Source organism: Streptomyces sp. NPDC031479 (assembly GCF_055581065.1).
In genome coordinates, this window is record NZ_JBVIKC010000007.1 from 82,470 (window position 1) to 94,559 (window position 12,090).

7 protein-coding genes are annotated in these 12,090 nt (G+C 74.9%); all 7 read right to left on the reverse strand.

Going from position 1 to position 12,090, the window contains the following annotated elements:
- Nucleotides 1–102: 102 nt before the first annotated feature.
- Nucleotides 103–1,413: an aminotransferase-like domain-containing protein gene (locus ACZ5D2_RS10770; RefSeq protein ID WP_468928642.1), complete on the reverse strand. Its 1,311-nt coding sequence runs from the start codon at nt 1,411–1,413 to the stop codon at nt 103–105.
- Nucleotides 1,410–2,789, reverse strand: a complete 1,380-nt coding sequence (dpgC, locus tag ACZ5D2_RS10775) for a (3,5-dihydroxyphenyl)acetyl-CoA 1,2-dioxygenase DpgC (RefSeq protein ID WP_468928644.1) — start codon at nt 2,787–2,789, stop codon at nt 1,410–1,412. The genes ACZ5D2_RS10770 and dpgC overlap by 4 nt, the downstream gene beginning before the upstream one ends.
- Nucleotides 2,786–3,598, reverse strand: coding sequence for an enoyl-CoA-hydratase DpgB (gene dpgB / locus ACZ5D2_RS10780; protein ID WP_468928645.1), 813 nt, complete (start codon nt 3,596–3,598; stop codon nt 2,786–2,788). Before dpgB ends, dpgC begins: the two co-directional genes overlap by 4 nt.
- Nucleotides 3,599–3,621: 23 nt before the next feature.
- On the reverse strand, nt 3,622–4,683 hold the full coding sequence (gene dpgA, locus ACZ5D2_RS10785) for a 3,5-dihydroxyphenylacetyl-CoA synthase DpgA (protein ID WP_468928647.1): 1,062 nt from the start codon (nt 4,681–4,683) through the stop codon (nt 3,622–3,624).
- 50 nt (nt 4,684–4,733) lie between these two features.
- A complete protein-coding gene (locus ACZ5D2_RS10790; protein WP_468928649.1) occupies nt 4,734–5,897 on the reverse strand; it encodes a glycine amidinotransferase in 1,164 nt (387 codons plus the stop codon).
- A gap of 324 nt (nt 5,898–6,221) precedes the next feature.
- Nucleotides 6,222–8,462, reverse strand: coding sequence for an FUSC family protein (locus tag ACZ5D2_RS10795; RefSeq protein WP_468928651.1), 2,241 nt, complete (start codon nt 8,460–8,462; stop codon nt 6,222–6,224).
- Between the two features lie 145 nt (nt 8,463–8,607).
- Nucleotides 8,608–12,084, reverse strand: a complete 3,477-nt coding sequence (locus tag ACZ5D2_RS10800; protein ID WP_468928763.1) for a M28 family peptidase — start codon at nt 12,082–12,084, stop codon at nt 8,608–8,610.
- Nucleotides 12,085–12,090: the final 6 nt, after the last annotated feature.

A 12,090-nucleotide genomic window follows, 5' to 3' on the forward strand; every position in this document is an offset into this window, starting at 1 on the left:
CCGGGGGCCGCGGGGGCCCCGGCGCGCGCGGAAGGTCCGCGGAGCCCGGGGGTGGTGCCGGGCGCCGGGGCTGCGGGAGGTCCCGTGCGGGGCCTGGGGCGGTCACGGCCGGGCCTCGGCACGCAGGAAGGCTCCGAGGCGGGCCGCCCCGATCTCGATCCGCTCGGGTTCGAGGTAGCTGCACGACAGGCGCAGCGCCCGGTCGCCGCCGTCGCCGAGGTAGAAGGGCGCCATCGGGGTCCAGAGCACCCCGTGCCGGGAGGCGGACACCCGCAGCAGTGCCTCGTCGGCGCGGACGGGCAGGGTGACCCGGACGAAGAAGCCCGCTTCGGGACGGTTCCAGGTGATGCCCGGCGGCAGCCCCCCGGCGGCCTGCCGGTCGAGGGCGTCCAGCAGGTGGGCGAGGTTGCGGCGGTAGAGGGCGGCGCGGCGGCCCACGGGGCCGGCGAGCGAGCCGCCGTGTTCCAGCAGCATGCCGCCGATCAGGGCCTGGCAGACGGGCGAGGTGTTGACGGAGACCATCGTCTTGAGGCGGGCCAGCCCGGCCGCGAGCGGGGCGGCGGCGCCGTCCGTGGTGCGCACGCGCTGGTCGGCGACGACGTAGCCGACGCGGGCCCCGGGGAAGCAGACCTTGGCGAAGGTGCCGATGTGGACCACGCGGGCCTCGGTGTCCAGGGCCTTGAGCGGGGGCAGTTCGCGGCCCGGGGCGGCGGTGAACCCGTAGACGTTGTCCTCCAGGACCAGGAACTCCTCCTCGGCCGCCAGGCGCAGCAGCCGCAGGCGGGCGTCGAGGTCCATCCGGTTGCCGCCCGGGTTGGAGAAGTCGGGGGCCACGTAGCAGGCGCGGACGCGGCGGCCGGCGCGGCGGGAGGTGCGGCAGGCGGTGCGCAGGGCGTCCAGGTCGGGTCCGAGGTCCGTCTCCGGGACCGCCTCCAGGCCGATGCCGAGGAGGTGCGCGGCGCCGGTGACGCCGACGAAGCAGGGTTCGGCGACGGCCAGGACGTCGGTGGCGGAGCGGAAGAGGGCGCGCAGGACCAGGAGCAGTGCCTCCTGCGCGCCGACGGTGATCACCAGGGCCTCGGGGGCGGCCCGGATGCCGTGGTCGCGGTGGAGGGCTTCGGCGACCAGGTGGTTGATCAGGCCGCGGCTGGGCCCGTACTCGTAGAGCAGGCGGCGGGCCGCGTCGGGCGGGTGGCCGAGGTCCTGGACGGCGTGGGTGAGGAATTGCTGCAGGTGGCGGCCGAGGTCGATGTCGGCGTAGGAGCGCGGGTGGGGCGCGCCGGGGGCGAAGGACACGGCACGGGGGTGGCGGGCCATGACCTCGTTGAGGAACCCGACGGCGGCCGGGGCGGGGCCGTCGAGGGAGGGGTGCAGGTCGGCGGGGTCGAGGTCGAACGCGCGGGGCCCGCTCACGTGCCGGATCCGGTACGGGACCGGCGGCGCTCCACCTTGGCCAGGACGTCGGGGCTGTGGATGCGGGCGGCCTGGACGACGGCGAACTCGGCGAGGTGGGCGCGGAAGGCTTCGAGGGGTTCCTGCGCCAGGGCGAGCATCCGGCGGTTGGCCGCCACGGCCGGCGCGGCGAGTTCCCCGACCGCGCGCTCGACGGCCGCGCCGACCTCCTCGGGGGGCACGGTCTCGTCGCAGACCAGGGCGGCGTCGGGTTCCCCGGCGGTGAGGCGGCGGCCGGAGAGGACGATCTGGCGGGCCGTGCGGGCTCCGGTGAGGCGCGGCAGGCGCAGGTTGGCGAGGCCGGGCACGATGCCCTCGTCGGCGGCGGGCAGGCCGAGCAGGGCCCCCTCGGCGGCGATCACCCGGTCGACGACCAGGAGGAGTTGCATGCCTCCGCCGATGGCGAAGGCGTCGACGGCGGCGATCCAGGGTTTGCTGACGAGCGGGCCGCGCCAGCCCGGGGAGTCGGTGAGCAGCCCGCGGGCGATCTTGTGGACGTAGCCGAGTTCCCGGCCGAGCAGGAAGTCGACGTACGAGATGGCTCCCGCGTGCAGGTCCTTGAGGTTGATGCCGGCGCTGAACACCCGGCGGCCCGTGTGGCGGGAGTGGGTGACGGGGCCGCCGCGCAGGACGCCGACGCGGACGGTGTCGTCGAGGAGGGCGAGGTCGACGGCGGTCTCCAGGTCCGCGATCAGCCGGTTGTCCTCGGCGTTGAGGCAGTGGCCGTTGTGGAACGTCAGGTGCGCGGCGGGGCCGCGGCGTTCGAGGCGGACGGTGGGGAGGTCCACGGTGCCGGTGCGGCGGAAGCCGTCGAGGAGGGCGGCCGATCCGGGGGCGGGACGGAGCATCGTCTCGATCAGGTGCGTGCCGGCCCGCGGGGAGCGCAGCACCGCGCCGAAGAAGATCCCCTGGTCGATCTCGCGGCCTTCCTTGTGGGCCTGGAGGCGGCCGGCCTCCTCGGCGAGGAGGGCCCGGTCGGGGACCAGGCCGGGGAACCGGACGGCCGCGGTCCGCGCCAGTTCGGCGAGGCGGGGGCGGCGGGTGCGGCGGGAGGTGAGGAGGTCGTAGACGGTTTCGGCGTGGTGGTCCAGGAAGGCGTGGCGGGCGTCGCGGCAGGTTTCGTGGATCCGGGCCGCGTGCCGGGAGGCGGCCCCGTCCCGGTCCGCGGGGGCGGGGAGGGCCGCCAGCAGGCGTTCCCCGTCGGCGCAGAGGGCGGCCAGGGCGGCGGCGTCCGCCGCGAGGTCCCCGGAGGGGGCGGCGGACGGCGCGGGAGCGGACGGCGCGGGGGCGGACGGCGCGGCGCGGCCCGCCGGTCGGGCGGGGCGGGGAGGGGTCACGGGCGGGCTCCCGGGGCGTCGGACGGCCCGTCGGGGTCGCCTTCGAGTCGGCCGTCGGTGCGGCCGTCGAATCGGCCGTCGAATCGGCCGTCCGGGTCGCCGTCGGCGGTGCGGGCGGCCGTGGCCGCGAGTCGGCGCAGTTCCCGGTCGCAGGCGGCGAGGTGGGCGCCGACGGCTTCGCTGTACTCCGAGGAGGGGGCTTCGAGCAGCAGGGCGCGCCGTACGGCCAGTTCCCGGTCGGAGATGCGCCCCATGAGCACGGTGGCCGTGTGGGCGGCCTCGGTGAGGTCGGCCGAGATCTGGTCGACGAGGCCGAGTTCGAGGGCCCGGTCGGCGCCGAGGGCATCGCCCCACAGCACGATCTGCCGGGCGCGGGCGCCGCCGAGCTGCCGGGCCAGGCGGTAGACGGCCAGGCCGGGCCAGAAGTGCCCGTCGTTGACGGGGAGCAGCAGCCGCAGGTCGGGGGCGGCGATGCGGAAGTCGGTGGCCAGCAGCAGGTCGAGGGCCGGGCCGCCGCAGGGCCCGGTGGCGACGGCGAGGGCGAGTGCGCCCTGGCGTTCGAGGCGGTGTACGGCCTTCTCCCAGCGGCCCACGTCCCGGACGTCGACCTCACCGGGCCAGGAGCGGGGGTGGTGGGGGGCGGGGAGCAGCCGCAGCAGCAGGACGAGCCGTTCGGGGCGGGCCGCCTCCAGCAGGTCGCAGGCGGTGTCGAGGGCGGCGGTCAGCTCCGGCAGGGGCCGGGTGCCGTCGACGTCGAGGGTGAGGGCGAGTCCGTCCGCGGTGCGGCGCGGCGTGCCGTCGGTCCGCATGGTCAGGTCTTCCTTCCGTCGTGTCACCAGCGGGCCAGGGCCATTTCGATCGTCGACCCCGGCCCCATCGTCATGAGGACGCCGTGGTCCCCGGGTCGGGTCCGGTCCTCGGCCGCCAGCCGCTGGTAGGAGAAGAGGAAGGAGCCGCTGGAGAGGTTCCCGTGGTCGCGCAGCACCCCGGTGGTGTGGCGGACGTCGTGGCGGGTGAGGCCGAGGTTGACGCGTACGGCGTCGATGACCTTCTTGCCGCCGGAGTGCACGATCCAGTGCCCGACGCGGGACGGGAGGACTCCGGAGTGGCGCAGCAGCCGGGCGAGCGCCTCCTCGGCGTGCGCGCCGACCACGTAGGGCACCAGGGGGTCCAGGGCGAAGCTGAACTTGCCGTGGTCCTCGTCCCAGTCGTAGCGCATCGCGTCGACCGCCTCGGGGATCGTGCGGCTGGAGAAGCGCAGGAGAGCGGGGCCCCGGGGGGCGGGGCGGCCGGCGGCGGGCGCGGTCACGGCGACGGCCGCCGCTCCGTCGCCGAAGAGGCTGTTGACGACGGCGGAGCGCAGGGTGCCGTCGAACACGTAGGCGGCCGAGCAGACTTCCACGCACACCATCAGCGCGAGTTCGCCGGGGTGCGTACGGGCCCAGCCGGCGACGGAGCCGAGGGCGTTGAGTCCGGCGTTGCAGCCCATGCCGACGACGTCGAGGCGGGAGCAGGCGGTGTCGATGCCCAGGTCCCGCAGGAGCAGCGCGGAGAAGCCCGGGGTGAGGAAGCCGGTGGAGGTGACGCAGCACAGGTGGCGCACGTCGGCCGGGGTGGCGCCCGTGTCCCGCAGGCAGGCCTCGATCGCCGCGCGGCCGAGGGCGAGCCCCCGCAGCCGGTGTTTGCGCAGGAGTTCGCCCTGTGACTCCACCGCGCGGGTGCCGTCCGGGCGGGCGGGCGGCAGGCTCAGGCCGCGCCGGTCGATGGCGCTGTTGCGGAAGAGGGACCGTACGCGCGGGTCGGTGATGGCGAAGGCGTCCAGCAGGTGTTCCTGGGTGTAGGTGGTGTCGGGCACGGCGGTGCCGACACCGGTGAGCCGTGCGAGGGCGGGCACGCCGTCCCCTCTCCTGGTCGGGTGCGGTGGGGTGCGGGGCGGGGCTCCCGTCAGCCGAGGTAGTCCTCGGGGCCGGCGGCGCGGACGGTGTCGAGGGTGAAGCAGTGGAAGCCGCCGCCGAAGAGCCTGCGGTGGCGGTGGCGTACGGGCACGACGGTGAAGCGGTGCTTCTCCAGGGTGCGCATCAGTTCCGGGCAGGCGTCGTTGACGAGGACGGTGTCGGGCCCGGCGGACAGGACGTTGAGGTCGATGTAGGGGCTGGTCAGGACCAGGTCGTCATCGTCGTACCGGGGGAAGTCGTCGCTCATCGGGGCCGGGGGGACGATCAGGTCCCAGGAGCGGAGGGCCTCGGGGAGCTTCTCGGCGACCGCGCGGGAGCGCACGAGCAGGGTGCCGGGGCGCAGGGCCAGGACCATGCTGTCGATGTGGCTGTCGCTGAGGCGGTGCACGCGGTGTATCCGGAAGCGGCCTTCGAGGTGGCGTTCGAGCCAGTCGCAGGCCAGGGCGTGGTTGGCGGTGGAGACGTTGACGACCATGTCCCGGCCCAGGCGCAGGACCTGGGCGCCGTCGAGCATCATCTCCAGGCCCACGTCGTACGGGGACGGGCGCGGGTCGGCGATGGGTTCGGTGGGGCCGCCGAGCGTGCTCTCGCGGGCGTAGGACAGGTCGAAGGAGGCGTCGGTCATCAGCGGGCGGGGCATGACGGTCCAGCGCGCGCCCTGCTCGAAGTACCGCTGGAAGACGGGGGTGAGGAACTGCGTCTCGAAGTAGCGGGAGCGGATCATCGGCGGGGTCTCGATGATCTCGTCACCGGCGATCAGCGTGTTGTCGCGGACGTTGAGCGGGGGCACCACGGAGGCGGACCAGGCGGGGGTGCGGACCTCGGCGGTGGCGGGGTCCACGGGGATCGGACGGTGGACGGTGACGGAGAGCGCGGCCAGGGTCGCCGCGATGCCCTCGACGTCCTCGGCGAGCTCGTCGACGTAGCGCTGCTTGATGGCGACGCGGCCGCGGCCGCCGGGGTCGGGCCGCCCGGCGGGGGTGAGGCGCGGGTAGTACCACTCGGCGCGGGTGGCGGGGGCGTTGTCCTCGGCGATGTTGTCGTGGAAGAACAGGTCGAAGGACAACTCCCGTTCGTGGGAGATGTAGTTGAGTGCCGATCCGACGATCACCTCTTTGAGGGGCGACCACTCGTCGAAGCTGTGCAGCGGCATCGGGTCCTCCGTCGGTCGCGCCGGCGCCCGGGGCACGCGAGGGCGATCGGTGCGTGCCGGACGAGGGTGGGACACACAGCGTCCGCCGCGCGCGGAGCGGCCGGTAGGGCGCCTCCGCGGGGTCCCGCCCGGTTTCGGCCAGGCCCGCGGGCGCACGGACGGGGCGGGGGCGGCGGCCGGTCCGTCGCGGCGGCGGCGCCTGCGGCCTGGGGCTCTTCGGGGGCGGCGGCGGTGGGCGCGGCGGCGGGCCGCGGATCCCGGCCCGTGCGGGCGTGGCGCGGCCGTACCGGGATGTGTCGCAAATCCGACGAAGCGGCCGTCCGGTTACGGCTGGCGCCCCGGCCGGTCCTCGACGGCGTGGGCGGCGGCCATCCGGCCGAGGTCGGCGGTGAGCGAGTCGAGCCAGGCCGTGACGGTGAAGAAGAGCGGGGGGGCGTCGCGGGTGGCGTCCGAGGGCTCCGGGCCGCCGGGCTGCGGGCCCTCGTCGGCTTTCACCCGCGCCGCGCGGGGCTCGCCGCGACGGCCGCCCCTCGGTACGTCGAAGCGGGCGGCGGCCATCGCGAAACCGTCCGCCACCCAGGCCCCGTACGACCTGACGCGGCTGCCGGCCGAGTGGTCCGGAGCGGGCTCCGGCTCTCCGGCGGCCTCCAGGACCCGGCGGGCTCCCCAGAGGACGTGGTGGCCGGCCATGAGGGCGCTGTGCCAGTCGGGACCGGGGCCGGCCGGATGCTGGGCCTCGCCCTGGTACTGGGCGTAGGCCGTCTCGGCGAGGAGCAGCGCGTGCTGGACCTCCGCGTCGTCGCGGACGGCCGGTGGTGTTCCCGCTCCCGCCGTCACGGCGCGCGTGGTGGCCGCGACCTGCTCGGCGGCACCCCTGAGCATCCTGGCCACGCAGCGGCCGAGTTCGTCGTGGGCGCCCTTCGGCCAGGCGAGGAGTCCGCACAGCATGCCGATGACGCTGCCGATGAGCACGTCGAGGAAGCGGACCTCGGCGAGCTGCCAGGTGGCGGCGGACAGCTGGGCGAAGACGACCGAGACGACCAGGGTGAACATCGCCTGCATCCAGCCCACGCCTCGCACGGGGCCCACGCAGAACGCGACCAGCATCAGCGGCGGCAGCAGGATCGCGCACGGCAGGGTGGCGCCGTCCGCGAGGGCGAGGACGACACCCGCCGCGAGGGCGCCGACGAAGGTCCCGATGAGGGCCTGGCGCACGGTGGCCCGGGTCTGGACGGCCGTGGTGCGGGTCAGGGACAGCACGGCGAGCATGGCCCAGAAGCCGTGGGGCAGGGTGTCCAGTCCGGCCACGGTGCGGGCCACGGCGAGCGCGAGGCTGATGCGTACGGCGTTCTGGAAGTGGACGGACCCCGGTTCGGCGTGTCCCGCGAGGCGGATCCACCAGAGCCGCAGGGGGTGCGCACCGGCGTACCAGAAGCGGCCCTCGGTGGTGTCGGGTACGGCCGCGCGTCCCCGGACGGCGATGTCCGCCGCCCGGCCCAGGACCAGGGCGGCGTCCGCGATCTCCACCAGTGCGGCGTGGCGCCTGCGGTCGATGGGGGCGGCGGGCTGGAGGACGGCGGTCCGTTCCCGTGCCGTGTGCAGGGCGCGGGCCGCCGCCCCGGCCTCCGCGGGTGCGGGATCCCCTGCGAGGAGGACGGCCGTCTCCCGGGTGGCCGCCGCCACCGAGCCCAGCAGGGCCAGTCCCGGGGGGTCGGGCGGGGTGCCGGAGCCGGGGGCGGGCAGGGCGCGCAGCCGGGCCAGGAGGGTGCGTGCGGCGAGGCCGGTGTGCGCCAGCGCACGCTCGCGCAGGCCGGGGCCGGCCGGGCGCTCGGCTTCCGGGACCCGGGACGGGCGTACGGCCTCGCCGGCGGCCGTGGCCTGGCGGGCGACGTCCGCGGGCAGGGCGTAGGGCGGCCCGCGCAGGGCGGCGGCGCAGCGGGCGGCGCTGCGGGCGGCGGCGGCGGCCCGTGCCGCGTAGGAGGGTGCGCGGGCGTCGGGGAGGACGAACGCCTCGGCGAGTACGGCCAGCGCCAGGCCGACGACGGTGCCCGTCAGCCGTTCACCGAGCGTGTCCGGGGCGTACGGGGGGAAGCAGGGCAGGATGTACAGCAGCTGCAGTCCGGGGGACGCTCCGGCGGGGCGGGGTCCGGCGGCCGCGACGAAGGCCAGGAAGAAGCCGATGACCAGGGTGCCCGCGACGGCGGTCCAGGTGCGGACGGCGAGGAAGGTGCCCAGGGTCACCAGAACGCAGGCGACGGGCAGGAGCTTGAGCATCACGGCGGCCCGCTGGCGGCCGGTGCCCGGTATCCGGGCGAGGGCGGCGACGGACACCGCGGAGAACAGGGCGTAGGTGGCGCCGACCGGGCGGTCCAGGGCGTAGAGGAACACGTAGAAGCCGGTGCAGGCGGCCAGGGTGACGCGGACGGCCCGGCGCGCGGCGGCGGCCGTCGGGTCGGTGCCGGTGCGCAGCCGTTCGAGCGCCCGGGCGGGGCGCCCCGTACGGCGGGGTGCCGTGCGCGGCGCGGCGCCGGTGGCGCCCCCGCCGTCGTGCGTCTGCGTTCCCATCGCGACTCCGCCCGCCCCGCCTTGCTCGGTCCGGCCCCCGTTTCAGGGTCCCACCGCGGGCCCGGGACGGCAGCCCCGGGCAGGGCCCGCCCGGCCTTCCCCCGTGCGGGGGCGGCCGGGCGGGCCCGTCGGGTGCGGGCGGGGTTCAGCCCACCCGGAGGGTGACGTCGTCGACGACGTAGGAGGTCTGGAGCGACTGGTCCTCCGTGCCGAGGAACTGCAGGGTGACGGTCTGCCCGGCGAACCGGGAGAGGTCGTACGACTTCTCCGCGTAGCCGGTGTTCGCGTCGACGTTGGAGAGGGTCTCCAGGGTCTGGCCGCCGACCGACACGGTGAAGCGGTCGTAGACCACGTTCTCGGTCTCGTCGGTGTCGATGTGCAGGAAGAACGAGAGCCGGTACGAGGAGCAGCCGGCCGGGATCGTCAGGGACTGGGCGGCGCTGTCGGTGTGGGAGGAGCCCCAGCCGTTGAGCCACGCCATGGAGACGCCGGAGTGCGGGACCTCGCCGGCCTGGTCGGTGATGACGCCCGTGGTGGCGTTCCAGGGGCTGCTGCCGTTCTCGAACCCGCCGTTGGTGACGACCTGGGCCGGGGTGCAGGTGCCGCCACCGCCGCTGACGGTGAGCGTGTAGGTGGTGGTGTGGGTGGCGGTGCCTGATCCGGTGACGGTCAGGGTGTACGTGCCGGGAGTGGTGTTCGCGGCGACCTGGACGGACAGGGTGGAGGAGTCGCCGGACTGCACCGAGGACGGGCTGAGGGTGGCGCTCACGCCGGCCGGGGCACCGGAGACGGTCAGGGCCACGGTCTGGGCCGCGCCGCTGACGGTGGTGGTGCCCACGGTGGTGGTGGCGGAGCCGCCGGGGGCCGCGCTGCCGGCCGCGGGGCTGGTGGCGAGGGAGAAGTCCTGTGCGGGGGTCTGGCCGCCGACGGCCTGCTTCCACACGGTGTACGCGACGCCGTCGGCGCTGCGGTCGAGGACGGTGGCACTGATGTTGCCGGTGGTGTCGCAGGCGCTGTGGTAGCAGGAGTCGTAGGCGGCGTTCGCGGTACCGCCCCACTTGGTGGCCTGGGCGGCGGTCTTGCGGGCGCTGGCACCGGCCGCGTAGCCGGAGGTGGGGATGCCGGCCTGCTGGAAGGAGTAGTCGTCGCTGCGGCCCTGGCCCTCGGTGTTCTCCTCGGGGGCCAGGCCCAGGGAGGTCCAGTACGCCTTCAGCGGGGCGGCGGCGGTGGAGTTGACGTTGTTGATGAAGTAGCCGCCGTTGGGCGAGCCGACCATGTCGAAGTTGTAGTAGCCCTTGATGGCGGCGCGTTGGGCGCTGCCGAGCTGGTTGACGTAGAACTTGGAGCCGTTGAGGCCCTGTTCCTCGTCCGTCCACCAGGCGAAGCGGACGTGCTTGGTCATCGCCGGGTTCTTCTGGGCGAGGACGAGGGCGTTCTCCAGCAGGGTCGCGGAGCCCGAGCCGTTGTCGTTGATGCCGGGGCCGGCGGAGACGCTGTCGAGGTGGGCGCCGAACACGAGGGTCTGGTCGTCGGGGCCGCCGGGCCAGTCGGCGATGAGGTTGGCGGAGGGGTAGGTGCAGGAGGTGCAGTTCTGCTCGGTGACGGTGTAGCCCGCGGCCGTCAGCTTCCCCTTGATGTAGGCCAGGGACTGGGTGTGGCCGCCGCTGCCGGCGCGCCGGTTGCCGCCGTTCTGGGAGGCGATGGTGCCCAGCTGGGCCAGGTGGGCCCGTACGGCGGCGACGTCGATGTCCGGCGGGTCGGTGCCGGGGGTGGTGCCGCCGACGTTCAGTACGTAGTCGACGGTGTGGGAGGTGCCGGTGCCCTGGCCCTTGACGACGACGGTGGAGGCGCCGGGCGCGGCGTTGGCGGTGGCGGTCAGGGTCAGCACGGAGGACTGGCCCGACTGCACGGTCGCCGGGTCGAAGGAGGCGTTCACCCCGGCCGGGAGACCGCTCGCGCTGAGGGTGACCTGCTGGGCGCCGCCGGTGGAGGTGGCGGTGTTCACCCGGGTGGTGACGGAGGCGCCCTGCCGGACGGTGCCCGAGGACGGGTCCAGGGTCAGGGTGAAGTCGCCGTTCTGGCCGCTCGGGGTGCAGGTGGGGTCACCGGCCTGGGCGGGGACGCTGATGGCGTCCCAGGCGGCCTTGGTCCTGGTGAACAGGGTGCAGGTGGTGTCGAGGGACTTCGCCGAGCCGAGCGTGGCCGTACGGTACTTCTTGTACGACATGCCGCTGGTCTTGAGCAGCATGCCGCCGTAGAAGATCTTGCCGGCGTTCTGGATTCCGACGCCGGTGAGGGTGCTCTGGTTGCAGGTGCTGCTGGCGGGCTTGCCGCCGCCGGGGTTGGTGCCCTCGGCCAGCAGGTAGAACCAGTGGTTGAGCGGGCCGGCGGCCGCGTGCACCTCGGTGCCCGGTATCGCGGAGCTGTAGCAGGCCGGGTCGTTGTTGACGGCCGGCGGGTCGTACATGTTGCGGATCGGTCCCCGGCCCTGGAGGTTGATGACCTCGCCGACGGTGTAGTCGGGGGTGTCGTACGGGGACGGTTCGTTGACGTACGCCTCGGTCAGCGCGCCGAAGATGTCGCCGGTGCCCTCTCCGAGCCCGGCTTCCTGACCGCTGGTGCCACCGGGGGTGTTGCTGTCGATGGCGTGCCCGTACTCGTGGGCGACCACGTCCACGCCGGCGATCCACTCGTTGGCACTGTTGTGGCCGATGGTGACCGAGCTGCCGTCCCAGTAGGCGTTGAGGTCGCCGAGGCCCACCTTGCCGGGGAAGCTGCGGCCGTTGCCGCTGACGCCGTTGCGGCCCAGCCACTGGCCCAGCATGTCCCACTGCTTCTGCGCGGCGAACATCAGGTCCACGCAGCCGGTTTCCCTGGACGTGGGGTTGCCGGTGCCCCAGGCGTCGGAGGACTTCGAGAAGACGCTGCCCGAGCCGTAGTCCGCGCAGCTGAGGCCGGCGCGGTTGGGGTCGCGCAGGGTGTACGTGCCGCCCGAGCCGGTGGTGTCGATGGTCACCGGGCCGGGGCCGTTCCACTTGCTGTTGCCGGTGCCGGCGACCACGTCGTCGTAGGAGTCGACGACGGATCCGGTGCGGGCGTCCACGAAGACGTGGAGCCGGCTGGGTGCGGTCCGGGTGCGGCCGGTCAGGACGGTCTCCCAGGCCAGGACCGGCTTGTCGTCCTTGAGGCGGACCACGAGGCGGCTGTTCTCGGTCCTGTCGACCGTGACGAGCCTGCCGCGGGCCGTGGACTCGGCGTCCTTCGCCGCGACCGCGGGGCCGGTCGCGACGTCGATGCGGACGGAGGAGGCGGACTGCAGGGCGCGGACCTTGCCCGCGCCGTCCGCGAGGACGACGGCGTCGCCGCCGACGACCGGCAGTCCGCGGTAGCTGCGCTCGTAGGCGACCGAGTAGAGGTCCTTCAGCCAGGGCGTGACCAGGCGCCGTTCGTACCGTTCCTGGGCGGAGTTGACCAGGGTGTCCAGGCCGCTGGCCACGGCCCGGTCGGCGGCGGCGACCGCGCGCGCGGCGGGTGTTTCCCGGTCGGCCGGTCCGGTCCGTTCCCGCTGGGCGGCCGAGGCCGTCCCGCTGAGGGCTCCGGCGAGGCTCGCGGTCAGCGCCATCGCCGC